The 17,490-nt window shown below is 69.4% G+C and carries 14 protein-coding genes; 7 read left to right on the top strand and 7 right to left on the bottom strand.

What is annotated here, in order from left to right:
* Nucleotides 1–2: 2 nt before the first annotated feature.
* The 6 genes from yidC to AB0917_RS17745 all read left to right on the top strand — a co-directional run bounded on the left by yidC (nucleotide 3) and on the right by AB0917_RS17745 (nucleotide 6,020).
* Nucleotides 3–1,256, top strand: a complete 1,254-nt coding sequence (gene yidC, locus AB0917_RS17720; RefSeq protein WP_366820463.1) for a membrane protein insertase YidC — start codon at nucleotides 3–5, stop codon at nucleotides 1,254–1,256.
* Nucleotides 1,257–1,270: 14 nt separating this feature from the next.
* Nucleotides 1,271–1,783 (top strand): R3H domain-containing nucleic acid-binding protein, encoded by a 513-nt coding sequence (locus tag AB0917_RS17725; RefSeq protein WP_366820464.1) that lies wholly within the window; start codon nucleotides 1,271–1,273, stop codon nucleotides 1,781–1,783.
* Nucleotides 1,784–1,892: 109 nt separating this feature from the next.
* A complete protein-coding gene (gene rsmG, locus AB0917_RS17730) occupies nucleotides 1,893–2,609 on the top strand; it encodes a 16S rRNA (guanine(527)-N(7))-methyltransferase RsmG (RefSeq protein WP_366820465.1) in 717 nt (238 codons plus the stop codon).
* A 318-nt stretch (nucleotides 2,610–2,927) separates the two neighbouring features.
* Entirely contained in the window at nucleotides 2,928–4,004 is a 1,077-nt protein-coding gene (locus AB0917_RS17735) for a ParA family protein (protein ID WP_366820466.1), read from the top strand.
* Nucleotides 4,001–5,080 carry a ParB/RepB/Spo0J family partition protein gene (locus AB0917_RS17740; protein WP_366820467.1) on the top strand — a complete coding sequence of 360 codons (1,080 nt, stop codon included), beginning with the start codon at nucleotides 4,001–4,003 and terminating at the stop codon, nucleotides 5,078–5,080. Before AB0917_RS17735 ends, AB0917_RS17740 begins: the two co-directional genes overlap by 4 nt.
* Nucleotides 5,081–5,402: 322 nt before the next feature.
* Nucleotides 5,403–6,020 (top strand): GNAT family N-acetyltransferase, encoded by a 618-nt coding sequence (locus AB0917_RS17745; RefSeq protein ID WP_366820468.1) that lies wholly within the window; start codon nucleotides 5,403–5,405, stop codon nucleotides 6,018–6,020.
* An 84-nt stretch (nucleotides 6,021–6,104) separates the two neighbouring features.
* Here AB0917_RS17745 and trxA read toward each other — a convergent pair whose 3' ends face one another.
* The 7 genes from trxA to AB0917_RS17780 form a co-directional block, all read right to left on the bottom strand.
* Nucleotides 6,105–6,437: a thioredoxin gene (gene trxA, locus AB0917_RS17750; RefSeq protein WP_366820469.1), complete on the bottom strand. Its 333-nt coding sequence runs from the start codon at nucleotides 6,435–6,437 to the stop codon at nucleotides 6,105–6,107.
* Between the two features lie 43 nt (nucleotides 6,438–6,480).
* Nucleotides 6,481–7,452, bottom strand: a complete 972-nt coding sequence (gene trxB / locus AB0917_RS17755) for a thioredoxin-disulfide reductase (protein ID WP_366820470.1) — start codon at nucleotides 7,450–7,452, stop codon at nucleotides 6,481–6,483.
* Nucleotides 7,453–7,596: 144 nt separating this feature from the next.
* Entirely contained in the window at nucleotides 7,597–8,583 is a 987-nt protein-coding gene (locus AB0917_RS17760) for a zf-HC2 domain-containing protein (protein WP_366820471.1), read from the bottom strand.
* Entirely contained in the window at nucleotides 8,580–9,296 is a 717-nt protein-coding gene (gene sigM / locus AB0917_RS17765) for an RNA polymerase sigma factor SigM (RefSeq protein WP_366820472.1), read from the bottom strand. Before sigM ends, AB0917_RS17760 begins: the two co-directional genes overlap by 4 nt.
* A 101-nt stretch (nucleotides 9,297–9,397) precedes the next feature.
* Entirely contained in the window at nucleotides 9,398–11,143 is a 1,746-nt protein-coding gene (locus tag AB0917_RS17770; RefSeq protein ID WP_366820473.1) for a protein kinase family protein, read from the bottom strand.
* A 129-nt stretch (nucleotides 11,144–11,272) separates the two neighbouring features.
* Nucleotides 11,273–13,438: a murein biosynthesis integral membrane protein MurJ gene (gene murJ, locus AB0917_RS17775; RefSeq protein WP_366820474.1), complete on the bottom strand. Its 2,166-nt coding sequence runs from the start codon at nucleotides 13,436–13,438 to the stop codon at nucleotides 11,273–11,275.
* A gap of 51 nt (nucleotides 13,439–13,489) precedes the next feature.
* Nucleotides 13,490–15,784 (bottom strand): DUF6049 family protein, encoded by a 2,295-nt coding sequence (locus tag AB0917_RS17780; RefSeq protein ID WP_366820475.1) that lies wholly within the window; start codon nucleotides 15,782–15,784, stop codon nucleotides 13,490–13,492.
* Nucleotides 15,785–15,966: 182 nt separating this feature from the next.
* On the opposite strand from AB0917_RS17780, the gene AB0917_RS17785 reads away from it, so the two are divergent.
* Nucleotides 15,967–17,409 (top strand): CCA tRNA nucleotidyltransferase, encoded by a 1,443-nt coding sequence (locus AB0917_RS17785; protein ID WP_366820476.1) that lies wholly within the window; start codon nucleotides 15,967–15,969, stop codon nucleotides 17,407–17,409.
* Nucleotides 17,410–17,490: the final 81 nt, after the last annotated feature.

The following is a 17,490-nucleotide window of genomic DNA, read 5'->3' on the forward strand; positions in this document are numbered from 1 at the left end:
TAGTGGACACGATTGCCAGTCTGTTCAGCTTTATCACCACGCCCGTCTCGTGGGTCATCGTCCAGTTCCACAAGGTCTACGGAGCGCTCTTCGGCGATGACTCCGGGTGGGCCTGGGGTCTGTCCATCGTGTCCCTGGTGGTGCTGATCCGGATCTGCCTGATCCCGCTCTTCGTGAAGCAGATCAAGTCGACCCGCAACATGCAGGTGCTCCAGCCGAAGATGAAGGCGATCCAGGAGCGCTACAAGAACGACAAGCAGCGTCAGTCCGAAGAGATGATGAAGCTGTACAAGGAGACGGGCACCAACCCGCTCTCCTCGTGCCTTCCCATCCTGGCGCAGTCCCCGTTCTTCTTCGCCTTGTACCACGTGCTGTCGTCCATCGCCTCGGGCAAGAAGATCGGCGCGATCAACCAGGACCTGCTCGACAGCGCCCGGCAGGCCCACATCTTCGGCGCACCGCTGGCCGCGAAGTTCACGGACAGCGTCGACAAGCTCACCTCGCTCGACGCCTCCCTGACCGACGTCCGCATCGTCACCGCGCTGATGATCGTGCTGATGTCCGCGTCGCAGTTCTTCACCCAGCGCCAGCTGATGACGAAGAACGTCGACCTGACGGTGAAGACCCCGTACATGCAGCAGCAGAAGATGCTGATGTACATCTTCCCGGTCATCTTCGCCGTGATGGGTGTCAACTTCCCCGTCGGTGTCCTCGTCTACTGGCTGACCACCAACGTCTGGACCATGGGTCAGCAGATGTACGTGATCAACCAGAACCCGACGCCGGGCAGCAAGGCGCAGGACGCCTACCTCCAGCGAGTCCTCAAGCGTGTGGACTCCAGCGGCCAGGTCCGCGGCCGGACGCAGCGCAGGACCGTCAAGGCGATCGTCGCCAAGGGCCCCGACCGCAACGACATCGAGCGCAAGTTCATCACCGGACTGAGCAAGATGGGTCTCGTGGCTCAGGAGGACGGCACCGTCAAGAAGGGCGAGGTCCTTCCCGAGGGTGAGGGCGCGGCGGCCAAGCGCCAGCAGCCCAAGCGCCAGACCAAGGCGAAGCGCCAGACGGCCACCACCACCGCGGGCGCGCCCAAGGACGAGCCCGCGGCCGGCTCCAAGACCTCGCTCCAGAAGAAGGACGCACCGCAGGACGACAAGCCGACGTCGGCGGGCAAGTCAGCCTCCGGCTCCTCACGCCAAGCCAAGTCCGGACAGCGCAAGGGCCCGCAGCGGCCCAAGCATCCGTCCAAGAAGTAAGAAGGAGTCCACCCGTGACGGAAGGCACCACCTCCACGGCCGCCGCTGAGGGCAGCGACACTCTGACCCGCCTGGAGCAGGAGGGGGAGATCGCAGCCGACTACCTCGAAGGCCTGCTCGACATCGCCGACCTCGACGGCGACATCGACATGGACGTCGAGGCGGACCGGGCCGCGGTATCGATCATCAGCGACTCGGCGCGTGAACTCCAGAAGCTCGTGGGCCGCGACGGTGAGGTGCTGGAGGCGCTCCAGGAGCTGACCCGGCTGGCGGTTCACCGGGAGACCGGCGACCGCAGCCGTCTGATGCTGGACATCGGCGGCTTCCGGGCCAAGAAGCGGGAGATCCTCGCCGAGCTGGGTGCCAAGGCCGCCGACGACGTCAAGAGCTCGGGCCAGCCGGTCAAGCTGGACCCGATGACGCCGTTCGAGCGCAAGGTCGTGCACGACGCGATCGCCGCAGCCGGCCTCCGGAGCGAGTCGGAGGGCGAGGAGCCGCAGCGCTTCGTCGTCGTTCTCCCGGCCTGACCGGATCCTTGTACTGTCGGCCCCGTCTGTTCGCAGGCGGGGCCGATCTTTGTCAGCCTGATAGTCAGCGACCCACAGTGCGCTAGTGCGGTATGGAAGGACGGTCCCCGTGACGGACGCTGCAGAGCTCCCCCAGGCACCTGAAGAGGCGCAGGCGGTATTCGGAGAGCTCTTCCCGGAGGCTGTCCGGTACGCGGAGCTTCTCGCCGATGCCGGGGTGAAGCGCGGCTTGATCGGACCGCGTGAGGTGCCTCGGCTGTGGGAGCGGCACCTGTTGAACTGCGCGGTGCTCTCCGAGGTGGTGCCGGAAGGTGTCACGGTCTGTGATGTGGGCTCGGGTGCCGGCCTGCCCGGTATCCCACTGGCCCTGGTGCGCCCCGACCTCAAGATCACTCTGCTGGAGCCGCTGCTCCGCCGGACGAACTTCCTCCAGGAGGTCGTCGAGCTGCTCGGCCTGGACCATGTGACGGTGGTGCGCGGGAGGGCCGAGGAGGTGCTCGGTACGCTCCAGCCCGTTCAAGTGGTGACCGCCCGTGCCGTGGCGCCGCTGGACCGGCTGGCCGGCTGGGGCGTGCCCCTGCTGAAGCCGTACGGCGAGATGCTGGCGCTGAAGGGCGACACGGCCGAGGAGGAGCTCAACGGTGCCAGGGCGGCTCTGAGTAAGCTCGGCGTGCTGGAGACCGAGGTGCTCCATGTCGGTGAGGGCGTGGTCGATCCGCTGTCCACGGTGGTGCGCGTGGTGGTGGGCGAGAGCCCGGGTGGTGTGAGGTTCGCCGCAAAGAGGGCCAAGGCCGCGCGGGTGGGGCGGGCCCGGCGGCGCCGCTGAGGGCTGTCGGTCGGGTCAGGACAGGGCCGACGGAGAGCGGCCCCGACAGGGGCCCTTCCCGGCGATCTCCGCTGTCTAGCAGTGAAATGCCGGGAAAGCGGCCATCCGTACCCCCTGCGGAGTGTCGTGGCCTGGTAGTTGCGATGCGGGGGCATCGTGTTTCACGTGAAACGTCGCTCTCTGCTGCAGGGAATCATCGGCCGCGGTCGTGCGGCTGCCACACCGCGGGACCGCAAGCCCGTACGGGCTACCGAGTTGTCCACAAGCGCGGATTCATCCACAGATCAGCGGGCCTCGCTGGTTCACGACCCCGAAAGCATGGCAGGCTCTGCTCATTGCGAGCCTGAAGTCGAGGAGAGTGAACCGTTGCGGTCCGACGCCAACATCGCGGGACCGATGACCGATCCGGTCCCCGGTCCCCGAGCCGAGTCCGCGGGGGAGGGTGTTTCACGTGAAACACCGCCGCCGATGGACGACACACCCATCGGTCGTGCCGCCCAGCTGGCGGTCGAGGCTCTCGGCCGTGCCGGCGAGGGGCTGCCGCGCCCTGACCGGACGCGCGTCATGGTGGTGGCCAACCAGAAGGGCGGGGTCGGTAAGACGACCACGACGGTCAACCTCGCTGCCTCGCTGGCCCTGCACGGTGCCCGTGTCCTGGTGGTCGACCTCGACCCCCAGGGCAATGCCTCCACGGCCCTGGGGATCGATCACCACTCCGATGTCCCCTCGATCTATGACGTCCTGGTGGAGAGCCGTCCGCTCTCCGAAGTGGTCCAGCCGGTCCCGGACGTCGAGGGTCTCTTCTGCGCCCCCGCCACGATCGATCTCGCCGGTGCGGAGATCGAGCTCGTGTCGCTGGTGGCGCGGGAGAGCCGGCTTCAGCGGGCCATCCAGGCGTACGAGCAGCCGCTGGACTACATTCTCATCGACTGCCCTCCCTCCCTCGGCCTTCTCACGGTGAACGCGATGGTGGCCGGGGCGGAGGTGCTGATCCCCATCCAGTGCGAGTACTACGCGCTGGAAGGCCTGGGCCAGCTGCTGCGGAACGTCGACCTGGTGCGCGGCCACTTGAACCCCGAGCTGCATGTCTCGACGATCCTGTTGACCATGTACGACGGCAGGACCAGGCTCGCCTCCCAGGTCGCAGAGGAGGTCCGTACGCACTTCGGTAAGGAAGTGCTGCGGACGAGCATCCCGCGGTCCGTACGGATCTCCGAGGCGCCGAGCTACGGCCAGACGGTGCTGACCTACGATCCGGGATCCAGCGGCTCGCTCTCCTACCTCGAGGCCGCCCGGGAAATCGCTCTGCGGGGTGTCGGGGTGCACTACGAGGCCCAGCATGCCCACACGAGCATTCAGAACAGCCAGCAGAACGTTTCGGAGGGCATTCAGTGAGTGAGCGACGTAGAGGGCTGGGGCGTGGGCTCGGTGCGCTGATCCCCGCCGCTCCCCAGGAGAAGCAGGTGCCGGCGCCCGGAGGCGGTTCGGCCTCCGGAGGAGGACCGGTTCTGACGGCGGAGCGGGGAGTGGCCGCCGCGAAGGTGACCGCGCTCCCGTCGTCCCCGGTGGTGCCGGAGCCGGCGTCCGCGCCGGATCAGGAGGCGGGGGCGTCCGGTGCGTACTTCGCCGAACTGCTCATCGGATCGATCACGCCGAACCCCCGCCAGCCCCGTGAGGTCTTCGACGAGGACGCCTTGGCCGAGCTGGTCACCTCCGTCAAGGAGGTGGGTCTTCTCCAGCCGGTCGTCGTGCGCAAGGTGGGGACGGACCGCTACGAGCTCATCATGGGTGAGCGCCGTCTGCGGGCCTGCCGCGAAGCGGGGCTGGAGCGGATTCCGACCATCGTCCGGGACACGGACGACGAGAAGCTTCTCCTGGACGCGCTGCTGGAGAACCTCCACCGGGCTCAGCTGAACCCGCTGGAAGAGGCTGCCGCGTACGACCAGCTGCTCAAGGACTTCAAGTGCACCCATGACCAGCTGGCGGACCGGATCGGACGCTCCCGGCCCCAGGTGTCCAACACTCTGCGGCTCCTGCGGCTCTCCCCGTCGGTGCAGCGGCGGGTGGCCGCAGGCGTTCTCTCGGCCGGTCACGCCCGCGCCCTGCTGTCGGTGGATGACTCGGAGGAGCAGGACCGCCTGGCCCACCGCATCGTGGCGGAGGGGCTCTCGGTCCGCGCGGTCGAGGAGATCGTGACGCTCATGGGCTCGCGTCCCACGAGCTCGTCCAAGCCGAAGGGCCCCCGGGCCGGTGCGCGGCTTTCTCCCGCACTGACCGACCTGGCGACCCGGCTCTCCGACCGTTTCGAGACCCGGGTGAAGGTCGACCTGGGCCAGAAGAAGGGAAAGATCACCGTCGAGTTCGCCTCGATGGATGATCTGGAACGGATTCTCGGCTCTCTCGCCCCGGGTGAGGGGAAGGTGCTGGAGCGCCGCCTCTCCGAGACGTCCGACGAGGAGGACGAGAGCTGAGCTCCCCGGGCTCCGTCTGGTCGTAGCAGGCAGTGAAGGGCAGGCCGTGTTCCGGTACTCATCGGAACACGGCCCGCCCTTTGCCCTCTCTCGGTATCCGCATCACCTCTGGGTGGATACGATGCGATCTGGGATGGCGCATCCACGGTGATCGACCTCGGAGGAGGGCGGGGACCTTGCGAACAGTGAGCCGCAGCCGGCTGGTGACGGTCGCGCTGGGCCTGGGAGCCGTCGGGGGATTCGTCGGCAGTCTGTTCCACGAACGGAACGCGCTGGCGGCCGCACGTGGTGCGGCGGGCGAGGGAAGTGAGGAATCGCCGCCATGGGGCGTCGGCTTGTACCGCTCACCTTGGACAACCTTCAGGATCTCCCCGAGCGTTGCCGCGCGTGCGTCTTCTGGGAGCTTGACCCGGTCAGCGGGGAAGCCGCGGTAAAGGCGGGCAAGCCGGAGCTGGAGAAGGAGGCCTGGATCTCCGCAGTGCTCCTGGAGTGGGGTTCCTGCGGCCGGGTGGTCTATGTGGACGACGTCCCGGCGGGGTTCGTTCTCTACGCACCCCCTGCCTATGTCCCGCGCTCGACGGCCTTTCCCACCAGTCCGGTCTCCCCCGACGCCGTTCAGCTCATCACCGGTCTGATCGTTCCGGGGTATCAGAGCCAGGGGCTCGGCCGCGTGATGGTGCAGACGGTGGCCAAGGACGTACTGCGCCGGGGCTTCAAGGCGATCGAGGCATTCGGGGATGTCCGGGCGGAGGAGTTCGGCTGCGTGCTCCCGGCGGATCACCTGCTGGCGGTCGGCTTCAAGACCGTGCGGCCCCACCCTCGGTACCCGAGGATGAGGCTGGAACTGCGGACCACGCTCTCCTGGAAGGAGGACGTCGAGATGGCTCTCGACCGGCTCCTGGGAGCGGTGCAGAAGGAACCGGCGCTGCGCCCGCTCTGATCGAACCCGGCGATACGTGAAACGGGCCCGCCCCCCGGTGCGGGGGTGGGCCCGTTTCACGTGAAACATCGCGCCGGAACGCGGTTACTTGGCGATGAAGCCTTCGAGGTCGCGGAGGATCGCGGCCTTCGGCTTGGCGCCGACGATCGTCTTGGCGACCGCGCCGCCCTGGTAGACGTTCAGAGTCGGGATGGACATCACGCCGTACTTGGCGGCGGTGGCCGGGTTCTCGTCGATGTTGAGCTTGACGATCTCGATCTGGTCGCCGTGCTCCGCCGCGATTGCTTCCAGCGAGGGAGCGATCTGACGGCACGGGCCGCACCAGGCAGCCCAGAAGTCCACCAGAACGGGCTTCTCGCTCTTGAGGACGACCTCGTCGAACGTGTCGTCGGTTACGTGCTTCAGGTCGCCGGCCACGGCGGCCTCCTTAGTCTCTCGGGTGGGCGTGCGGTGGGGAAGTTCAGACTGCCGGGGTCTTCTCCGGCTCGGCGGGCTCCGCGTCGGCCAGTGCGGCGAGGAAGCGCTCGGCGTCCAGCGCCGCGGCGCAGCCGGTGCCCGCGGCGGTGATGGCCTGCCGGTAGGTGTGGTCGACCACGTCCCCCGCGCCGAAGACACCGGTCAGGTTGGTGCGGGTGGAGGGCGCCTCGACCTTCAGGTACCCCTCGTCGTCGAGCTCCAGCTGGCCCTTGAAGAGCTCGGTGCGCGGGTCGTGTCCGACGGCGATGAAGAGGCCGGTCACGGGCAGCTCGGAGGTCACGCCGGTCTTGGTGTTCCGCAGAGTCAGACCCGAGAGCTTCTGCTCGCCCTTGACCTCCGCGACCTCGCTGTCCCAGGCGAACTTGATTTTCGGATCGGCGAAGGCCCGGTCCTGCATCGCCTTGGAGGCGCGCAGGGTGTCGCGGCGGTGGACGATCGTGACGGACTTGGCGAAGCGGGAGAGGAAGGTCGCCTCCTCCATGGCCGTGTCGCCGCCGCCGATCACGGCGATGTCGTGGTCCTTGAAGAAGAAGCCGTCACAGGTGGCGCACCAGGAGACACCACGGCCGGAGAGGGCGTCCTCGTTGGGCAGGCCGAGCTTGCGGTGCTGGGAGCCGGTGGTGACGATGACGGCCTTGGCACGGTGCACGGTGCCCGCCGTGTCGGTGACGGTCTTGATGTCACCGGTGAGATCGACCGCGACGACATCGTCGGGAACCAGCTCGGCGCCGAAGCGCTCGGCCTGGGCCCGCATGTTGTCCATGAGCTCGGGGCCCATGATGCCGTCCTGGAAGCCGGGGAAGTTCTCCACGTCGGTGGTGTTCATCAGCGCACCGCCGGCCGTGACCGCGCCCTCGAAGACCAGCGGGTTCAGTGAGGCACGAGCGGTGTAGAGCGCGGCGGTGTACCCGGCCGGTCCGGAGCCGATGATGATCACATTGCGGACGTCGCTCACGGGTTTCTTCCTCGTCTCTGCAGACTGCCTACTGCCTACGGGGGTCAGGTCCAACGACTCTCACCCCACCCAACGGATCCTACGGGTGTTGCATTCCCGTGTGGCAATCCTGTGTTGCAACCTCGGGATGTGCCGTGGTGGTCCTCAGGGGCGGTTGTAGGCCTCTGTGAGCAGCAGTCGACCGGTCGACCCGGGAGCGGTGTCCACGCAGGAGGAGGCGACGACATAGGCCTGCACGCGGGTGGGGTCGCTCGGGTGCGGCAGGACGACGAGGAAGGCGTCCGTCCCCTGGTAGGTCCCCTCGTCGAGGGCGAGGGCCGGTGTGGTGCGGCCGGTCGCCTGCTGTACGCACGGGGGTATGGCGACGGCAGGGGCGCTGAGCGGGTTCTTGGAGGCGGTGGCGTCGGGCGTCTTCCCTTCGGGTACCGCCCGCTCGTCCGCGCTCGGCGGCTGTTTCTGCCCTTCGTACTGCTCAGCGCTGGCTCCGCCGGCCAGGAGGTTCTGGACCGTGGTTTCGAGCGTCTCCGGGGAGTAGCTGTGCGCTCCGCTCTCGGAGGCGCTGACCGCCCGGTCGGACGCCGCACCTGACGAGTCCTGGGGCGAGGACAGGTTCTGAAGGAAGAGGACGCTCATGCCGATGAGCGCGGCCCCGCACGCGGTGCCCAGGATCACTGCACGGCGGCGGCGCCGGGCGGGGCGGCGACCGGGCCCCGTGGCGGCCTGGGAGCGGCCTGCCGGGCGGTCCGGGGAGGAGCCCGTACGAGGCGTCACGGCGGGAGCGTCACCGGTCTCCGCGGTCGATGTTTCACGTGAAACATCGGCAACGCGTGAAACAGCGACGGTTCGGGAGTCATCGGCTGCTTCATCGGCAGGGGCGTCCGTACGAGCCGCCTCGGCGGCGAGCGCCGCGTCGATGCGGGCGGAGACGTCCTCGGGCATCGGCTCAGGGTCCGGCAGGGCGCCGAGCAGCCCCCGGATCTCCTCCAGAGAGTTCCGTACCTCCGTGCAGGGCTCGCACTGCGCGAGGTGGTCGCGGATCTCGTCCGCGCGGGAGGGGGTGAGCAGCCCCTCGGTGAGGTCGGAGATCTCGGAGACCTCCGGGTGCTGAGCCGTGTCGGTCGTGGATGTCACGGGCGTCCACCTCCTCCCTTCGCAGCGGCCGGGTCGTTCGCTTCCGCGTCCTTCGGTCCTGACGCGGATGGGACGGATACCCCGGGCGTCCGGTTCCTTCCAGTGGTGCGGGTCTCCTCGTCGGAGCTTTCGCCTCTTGTCCCGCCGCGCAGGTGCCGGACCAGGGGGGCCAGTCTCGCCCGCCCCCGGGCGCACCGGCTCTTCACGGTCCCGGTCGGAACGTCCAGGATGCTGGCGGCCTCGGCCACGGGGTAGCCCTGCATGTCGACCAGGACGAGGGCCGCGCGCTGTTCGGCGGGGAGGGTGGCCAGGGCGGCGAAGAGCTGGCGGTGCAGATCCTGCCGTTCGGCGGGGGCCTCGGCCGACTCGTGGGGTTCCAGGAGCTGGTCGAGCCGCTCCGGGTCGTCCACCGGTGACGTCTTGCGGGAGGCGGCCTTGCGGACCCGGTCGAGGCAGGCGTTGACGGTGATGCGGTGCAGCCAGGTCGTGACGGCTGACTGGCCACGGAAGGTGTGAGCGGCCCGGAACGCGGAGACCAGGGCGTCCTGGACGGCGTCGGCCGCCTCTTCCCTGTCCCCGAGGGTGCGCAGCGCCACGGCCCACAGCCGGTCGCGGTGGCGGCGTACGAGCTCACCGAAGGCGTCGGGGTCGCCCGCCACATGGAGGGCGAGCAGGTCCGAGTCGCTCGGTGCCTCTGGTGGAACGGAATCCACCGTGCTCCCCCTCCGAACCGGATCCGATGTCATGGGCCACATTAACGGGCCGCGCGCCCGTTGATCAGGGGCCGGTGCAGGGTCTCCACACCGGCTCCCGATCAGCCGAGGACGGAGATGTCGGTGATCCCGCCGCGATAGCCGCCGGTGCCGTCCGCGGGCAGCTCCGTGATGTGGATCAGGATGTAGCGCGTCCGGACGGGCTTCTCCAGCTCTTCCTTGAGCGTCTTGCCCGCGATCTGCTTCTCGGCGATCCGCTGGGGGAAGTCCGCCGACGAGGACGGGGAGGAGGCATCGGGTCCCGCGGCGAACACCGCGGTCGTCTGGCCGCTGCGGTACATGTCCACACTGATGGACCGGACGTCCCGGACCTTGCCCAGGTCGACGATGATCCCGCTGCCCTGCCTGCGTTGGGGGAGGTTTCCGAAGTTGGGGAAGCCCCGGTAGCGGTGGGTGACCCACGCCGTGTCGGCGTCGTCGTCGATGGTGTTGGGCACGTCCCCCGGCTGGATCCCCGAACCGTCGGGCATGAACTCGGTGGCCCCCGCGATGGTCAGCGGCTTGGGCGGGGCGGGGGCCGGTGCCTTCTCGTCGTCGGTCGTCTCGGTGACGCCGGTGCCGTCGGAGCTCTTGCGCTGGTCGAGCAGGATCTCCGCGAGCTGCCAGCTGCCGAGGCCGAGGGCGGCGATGAGCAGCGCCGAGACACTCCACTTGAGCACCCGCCCGGTACGGCTCTGGAGGGGTGCCGGAGGGGCTGCCAGCACCGGCTGGGGCACGGACGACGGATGGGCGGACGGCCGTCCGTAGGTGCCCTGCTGATAGGTCGTCCGCTGGTAGACGGGCTGCTGGTAGACGGGCTGGGCGGCGAAGGTGGGCTCCGGCGGCAGGACGCGCGGCATGGCCGCGACGGCCTTGGCGAGTTCGTCCGGAGTGGTGCAGGGCGGTTCCTGCCGGGAGGCGGTGGCCCCGTCGTTGGCGAGGGCGCGCATGGCGAGTTCGGAGAGGCCGCGGTGGACGCCGGCGCGGACCTGGTCGGGGGAGATGAGCCCCATGCCCTTGGGCAGCCCGGAGAGGCCGTACGCGTCGCTCTCGTACGGCCAGCGCTTGGTCAGCGCCGCGTACAGGAGTGCGCCGATCGCCTCGGTGTCCTGGCGCAGGGGGCGGTCGGAGGTGATGCCGCGCAGGGCGGCGTTCACCGCGAGGCCGCGGATCCGGTACTGGCCGGTGGAACTGCGCAGTACCGCGCCGGGGGTGAGGCGAAGGTGCGTCAGGCCCTCACGGTGGGCCGCGGCCATCGCCTGGGAGAGCTGGCTGACGAGTTGGTAGGCGTCGTGGGCGTCCATCGGCCCGGCGGCCAGCAGAGCGGTGAGCTCGGTGGCGTCCGGCAGCCATTCGTGGACGACGTAGACGAGGTCGTCCTCCTCGACGGCGTCCAGGACCTGGACGAAGCGGGGGTCGCCGAGCAGGGCGGAGGACCGGGCCGCGGCCAGCACGGAGCGGGCCCGGGGGTGGTTCGCGGGCAGCAGGTGAACGCCGACCGCACGGCGCAGTTTCTCGTCGACCGCCCGCCAACTGCTGAAGCCGTCCAGCCGGGTGACGCACTCCTCCAGGCGGTAGCGCTCGGCCAGTTTGTGACCGCTGTGTACATCGGGGGTCGCCGGAACGGCCTCGGAACGGGCCCGCCCGCCGTCTTTGCCCTTGGAGTTGTCGGGCTTCTCGGGGCTCGCGCCCTCGGTCTCGTCGGCCTGCGCCGTTCCGTCGCTCGTGGCCTCGTCCGCCTTGGCGGCCAGCGGCTCGTCGCCGCCGTTGTCGGCCACGTCGACGGCAGCCGTGCTACGTTCCGCCACCGTCGTTCCTGCCTCCCCATCCGTTGCGCGAAGCCGGCCAGCTCGCCACAGTCACGCCAATTGTGCCCACACTCCGGCGCTATCCACGACACGCGGAGTCCGCAGATGGTTGTGCGGCGGTGCGCTCATTCAGCGACCGAGCCGTCCACGGACCATGCCGACCAGGGCGTTGACCTCTTCGATGCGCATCTTCTTCGCCGCGACGAAGAAGACGCCCATGAGGAGGGCGCCGCCGCAGACCAGCGCGGCCAGCGAGCCGAGGGCGCCCGCGCCGAGGAATTCGAGGATCGCGAATCCGACGCCGCCGCCGATGATGGCCGCGGGCACCGCGGCCATGCACAGCCGGGCGTAGGTCCGCACGACGTGCGCCCCGTCCAGGTCGCCGCCGAGCCGGGTACGCAGCCGGCGCCAGGCGACGCCGACGCCGACCGCGTAGGCCAGCCCGTAGGAGAAGGCCATGCCGACGACGGCCCACCGGGCGGGCAGGACGACGTAGCAGAGGGCGGAGGCGGCGGCGTTGACGGCGGCCACGATGACCGTGTTGTAGAAGGGGGTCCGGGTGTCCTCGTACGCGTAGAAGCCACGGAGCACGACGTACTGCACGGAGTACGGGATCAGGCCGAGGGCGAACGCCATCAGGATGAAACCCATGGACCGGGCGGCCTCGGCGCCGCTGGAGGCGTACAGCAGGGTGCACATCGGCAGGCCGAGCGCGAGGAAGGTGAAGGCGACCGGGACGATCGCGACGGCGGAGTTGCGCAGGCCCTGCGAGATGTCGTCGCGGACCGCGCCGGGGTCGTTGTCGTGGGCGGCCCGGGAGATGCGGGGCAGCAACGCGGCCATGACGGAGACGGTGATGATGGCCTGCGGCATGCCCCAGATCAGCTGCGCGTTGGAGTAGGCCAGGAACCCGGTGCCGTCCTTGCCGGCCAGCTTGCCCGCCGACGTGGCGAGCTGGGTGACGACCAGGACACCCGCCTGGTTGGCCAGGACGAACAGCACGGTCCACTTGGCCAGCTTGACCGTCTTGCCGAGCCCGTGGCCCTTCCAGTCGAAGCGGGGGCGGAAGCGGAAGCCCGCCTCGCGCAGGTACGGGATCATCGCCAGCGCCTGGACGATCAGCCCGAGAAGGGTGCCGATGCCCAGCAGCCGGACGCCCTCCGGCGGGATGGTGTCCACGCCCATCCGGGACTCGGCGGAGGTGCCGTAGACCCAGATGAAGAGGCCGAACGTGATGATCATGACGATGTTGTTGAGGACCGGGGTCCACATCATCGCGCCGAACTTGCCCCGGGCGTTCAGGATCTGACCCATCACCACGTGCACACCCATGAAGAAGATGGTGGGCAGGCAGTACCGGGCGAAGGTGACGGCCACGCTGTTGGCGGCCACGTCGTCGGCGATGGTGTTCGACATCAGCTGGATCAGCACCGGCGCGACGAGAACCGCGATGGCCACGATCAGGCCGAGTGCGACCATCACCAGAGTCAGCAGCCGGTTGGCGAAGGCCTCACCGCCGTCCTCGTCGTCCTTCATGGCGCGGACGAGCTGCGGGACGAAGACCGAGTTGAGGCCGCCGCCGACGGTGAGGATGTAGATCATGGTCGGCAGGGTGTACGCGATGGTGAAGCTGTCACCGAGCAGCGCGGCGCCGAGAGCCGCGGTGATCACCAGGGAGCGGATGAAGCCGGTGAGCCGGGAGACGAGGGTGCCGGCCGCCATCAGCGCGCTGGACTTCAGCACTCCGGAGACCCGGCCGCCGCCGGACTTCTGCGGTACGGGAGCGGGGGCGGGTTCCGGATCGGGGGGGCCCGGGGGCTTCCCCGACCCCTCCTGGTCCCGGAAGAGGTGGGCGAAGGCGTCCGGCTCGCGCCGGTCGTCCGACGCCTGCGTGACCAGGTCGTCGACGCCGACGAACTGCGTGGTCGCCGGACGGTCGCCGTACGGGAGGTGGCGTGAGGGCCCCGAGGGCTCGGGAGGCGGCGTCTGGGCCCAGATGCGGGGGTCGGGGGCGTGCGGGGCCATGGGCGGCTGCTGGTACAGCGCCTGCGGCTCCTGGTAGGTCCCGGGGGGTGGCGGCGGGTGGGACGCCCGGTCGTAGAGCGCCTCGCCCACCGGGTCCTGGGCCGCGAGGTCCTGTGCCCGGTAGGGATCGTCCTCGTAGGCGTGCTGGAGGTACGGGTCGGGCGGCACCTGCCGGCCGTCCTGGCCCGCGCCCGGAGGGACCGGGGGACCGGACGGAGACCCTGCTCCGCCGGCGCCCTGGCCGCGGTCACCGTCGTACGGCGCGTTCATCGAAAACCCCTACCTCATCGTCCCCGGCCGACCGGCCACGACAGACATCGCTCAACGGTCCACTTTCTCACCCGTTCCCGACGGGTCCCCGCTTTCCGGTCCGGTGTCCGGGGTCGGGTCACTCGGCTGCTCGGGTTCGCCGCCGTCGCCGTTCGCCGTGTCGCTTGCCATGGTGCGCTTGCGGTGGCTGTACATCCTGACCCCCGCCAGCACCAGGAGGAGCAGTCCGCCGGCGATGACGAGCAGCACGGTGGGCGTGACCTCGGAGACCTTCACGGTGAAGGTCATCTCCTCGCCGTACGGTGTGCCGTCCTCGGTGAAGAGCCGTGCGGTGACCTGGGCCCGCCCGTTGGCGCTGGTCGCCGTGTCGAACTTCACCGACTGGCTGTGCCCGCCCGCGATCCGGACCGGCAGTTGGGCCCTCGCCCCGTCGTCGTTGAACTTCAGGCGGATGTTGTCCGAGGTCAGCCTCAGGACGAGCCGGTCGACGCCCTGCACCAGCTTGTTCTGCACCGTCACCGGGATCGTCGCGCTGCGGCCGGAGAGGGTGACGTCCGACTTGTCGATCAGCTGGACCTCGCCGGTGAGGTCCTTGAGGTACTTCAGAACGGCGTCCCGGTAGTCCTGTGCCTCCTGGGAGCGGCCTCGCCAGGACGTCGACATCGAGCGGTTGACCGCGTTGCCGAAGGGCGTCACCACACGCTCGGGCTGCGTGAGGATGGTCTCGAAGCTGTCGATGGAGCCCTGGGTGGTCCGGATGTCCTGGAACGCCTGGGTGGGCAGTTCCTGGCTGCGGAGCTTCTTCGGGTACGCGGAGGCGCGCGGCACCTTGGTGGTCGCCAGCGGGTCCGGCTTCACCTCGGAGGCGGCGACCAGGTCCTGCGGCTGCGTCCAGCGGTCACCCGAGAGGGCCTGAAGGGCGCGGGCCATCGACTGGGCCTGGGCGGCCGTGGGCATCCGCTGCGGTGCCACGACGATGGAGCGCTCGTTGTCCGGTGCCTGCTCGGTCAGCGCGAGGGTCTGCGCGAGGAACTTCTGGACCGCGAGGGTCGAGGCGCCCGCCCGGAGCATGTTGCCGTTGAACGCGGTCGACAGCCGGGCGTCGGCGACGACCGCGGTGGTTCCCCCGCCGATCGGCCGGGCCGCCGTCGGGGTGTACGGCAGGCTGCCGGTCTCCTGGAAGCTGTCGCTGCGGGCGATCACGTGGTGGGCTCCCGCGGAGGTCGCCACATCCACGATCGCCGGGTCGACCGCGCCGTTCACGGGCCAGGCGAAGTCGGTGGACGGCTTCACGTGGAGGATGGTCTCCACCGTGGTGGCACCCACCGCGGAGGCGTCCTGCAGATGGCTGAGGGTGCCGGAGACGCCCTTGCCCCGGTGGGCGATGGAGGCCAGGTCCGGGTCGGCGAACGGCAGCGCGATTACCTTGCCGTCCTCGACCACCTTCTCCAGGGCGGTGAGCCACTGCCTGGCCACGTCCTGGTTCTTGCCCGGGACGGTCGTCTCACCGGACTTGACCTCGTAACCCCCCGCCATCGCGGCGACGCTCGCCAGCAGGTCCGGGTCGATGACCCAGGTGACGGGGAGGCGGCTGCCGAGGGCGACCATCTGCTCCAGCCGTCCGCCCGGCGCCACCTCCTGGGCCAGGGAGTCGTCGGTGAACACCGGTGTCTGCTGTTCGTCCGAGCGCGTCTCGGCGGTGACGTGCGGGGAGGCGATCAGCGGCCACAGAAAGGTGAGCTTCGTCCGCTTGTCGCTCTTCTCGGGCTGCCAGGGGAGGTACGAGCGCTGGATGCCCAGCACCTGCTCGTAGGGGGTGGCCGCCGTGCGGCCGGAGACCGAGACGCCCAGCTGGTAGACGCCCGACGCGTCGAGGTCCAGCTTGTCCACGGGAACGGCGAGCGTGAAGTTCTGGGTGATTCCCCTGGGGAGCTTCGGAATCTTCACCGTGTATTTGTCACCGACCGGGGCCGGGTCGGCGCCGGGGAGGTAGTCCCTGCGCTTGGCGGCGTCGTCGACCTCTCCCCGGCCGGAGAGCCGGGGGCCCACCCGCAGGTCGACCTCGGCGTCGCTGATCGTCTCCTTGCCCTTGTTGGTGAGCGTCCCGGAGACGGTCAGGGTGTCCCCCTCCACGGGGGCGGCTGGGGAGAGCGTGTCCAGGGACACATCGACCGTGCGGGACCCCGTGGGGGCCTTCACCGGTTGGGCGGCCCCCGCGCTTCCGGCGGCCGGAACGGCCAGCAGACCGGCCAGCAGAGGCACCCCGAGGACCACGGAGGCTGTTCGCCGCAGCCACCGGCGGGCAGGAGAGGGACGCATCCCCTGGATGTCTGCCGCCTCGGCCACGCGCCTACCCGTCCCTCGTCGTCATCGGAGTTCGTCGACCGTTGCCGGTCCTGCGTCCCCGCATGGTAACGAGGTGCGGAGGGCCGAAGTGCTGCGGTCCGGCTCACATGATCGCGGAAGGCCCGCAGGGCCCGGATAAACGATGACGCCGCGGCCGGTCCGTGCACGTACCCTTTTCTGTTGTGCCGAACGCCAACGAAGAGAACGCCAGTGCACTGAACCAGGTGCAGCATCGCGCGGTGAGTGAGCTGCTGCGAGTGTCCCCGGTCGCCGACGACCTCGCCCGCCGCTTCCGGGAGGCCGGATTCGGTCTCGCGCTGGTCGGCGGCTCGGTCCGCGATGCGCTGCTCGGGAGGCTCGGGAACGACCTGGACTTCACCACCGACGCCCGCCCCGAGGACGTACTGACCATCGTCCGCCCGTGGGCCGACGCGGTGTGGGAGGTCGGAATCGCCTTCGGCACCGTCGGCTCCCAGAAGGACGGCTACCAGATCGAGGTCACGACCTACCGGTCGGAGGCGTACGACAGGACCTCGCGCAAGCCGGAGGTCTCCTACGGCGACTCCATCGAGGAAGACCTCGTGCGCCGGGACTTCACGGTCAACGCGATGGCCGTCGCGCTGCCGGAGAAGGAGTTCATCGATCCGCACGGCGGCCTTAAGGACCTGGCCGAGCGCGTGCTGCGTACCCCCGGGACGCCCGAGGCGTCCTTCTCGGACGATCCGCTGCGCATGCTGCGCGCCGCCCGGTTCGCGGCGCAGCTGGACTTCGAGGTCGCCCCCGATGTCGTCACCGCGATGACGGAGATGGCCGGCCGGATCGAGATCGTCTCCGCCGAGCGGATCCGCGAGGAGCTCAACAAGCTCCTCCTCTCCAGCCACCCGCGCAAGGGCCTCGGGCTCCTCGTCGACACCGGGCTGGCCGACCAGGTGCTGCCCGAGCTTCCCGCGCTGCGGCTGGAGAGTGACGAGCATCACCGCCACAAGGACGTCTACGAGCACTCGCTGACGGTCCTGGAGCAGGCCATCGACCTGGAGGAGGACGGCCCCGACCTCGTCCTTCGGCTGGCGGCGCTGCTCCACGACATCGGCAAGCCGAGGACGCGGCGCTTCGAGAAGGACGGCCGGGTCTCCTTCCACCATCACGAGGTGGTGGGAGCCAAGATGACCAAGAAGCGCATGACCGCGCTGAAGTACTCCAACGACCTGGTCAAGGACGTGTCGAAGCTGGTCGAGCTCCACCTGCGCTTCCACGGGTACGGCGACGGCGAGTGGACCGACTCCGCCGTCCGCCGGTACGTGCGCGACGCCGGGCCGCTCCTCGAACGCCTCCACAAGCTGACCCGGTCGGACTGCACGACCCGGAACAAGCGCAAGGCGAACGCCCTCTCCCGGACCTACGACGGGCTGGAGGAGCGGATCGCCCTCCTCCAGGAGCAGGAGGAGCTGAACTCCATCCGCCCGGACCTGGACGGCAACGAGATCATGGAGATCCTCGGGGTGGGCCCCGGCCCGGTGATCGGCAAGGCCTATGCGTTCCTGCTGGAACTGCGGCTGGAGAACGGCCCGATGGAGCGCGACGCGGCGGTGGCGGCCCTCAAGGAGTGGTGGGCGGCGCAGAGCTGAGTCGGTGGGGGTGATGTTTCACGTGAAACATAAACCCCACCCCAATTGGATATGGGGGGGGGTTGAGGGGTATCATCGCGC

Origin of the sequence: Streptomyces sp. NPDC007346, assembly GCF_040703535.1 — a bacterium.
GTDB lineage: Bacteria > Actinomycetota > Actinomycetes > Streptomycetales > Streptomycetaceae > Streptomyces.

Bases quoted from the DNA above. Each gene is read 5' to 3' on its own strand.
- AB0917_RS17735 (WP_366820466.1), top strand. From the start codon at position 2,928: ATGGCAGGCTCTGCTCATTGCGAGCCTGAAGTCGAGGAGAGTGAACCG.
- AB0917_RS17745 (WP_366820468.1), top strand. From the start codon at position 5,403: ATGGGGCGTCGGCTTGTACCGCTCACCTTGGACAACCTTCAGGATCTC.
- murJ (WP_366820474.1), bottom strand. From the start codon at position 13,438: ATGAACGCGCCGTACGACGGTGACCGCGGCCAGGGCGCCGGCGGAGCA.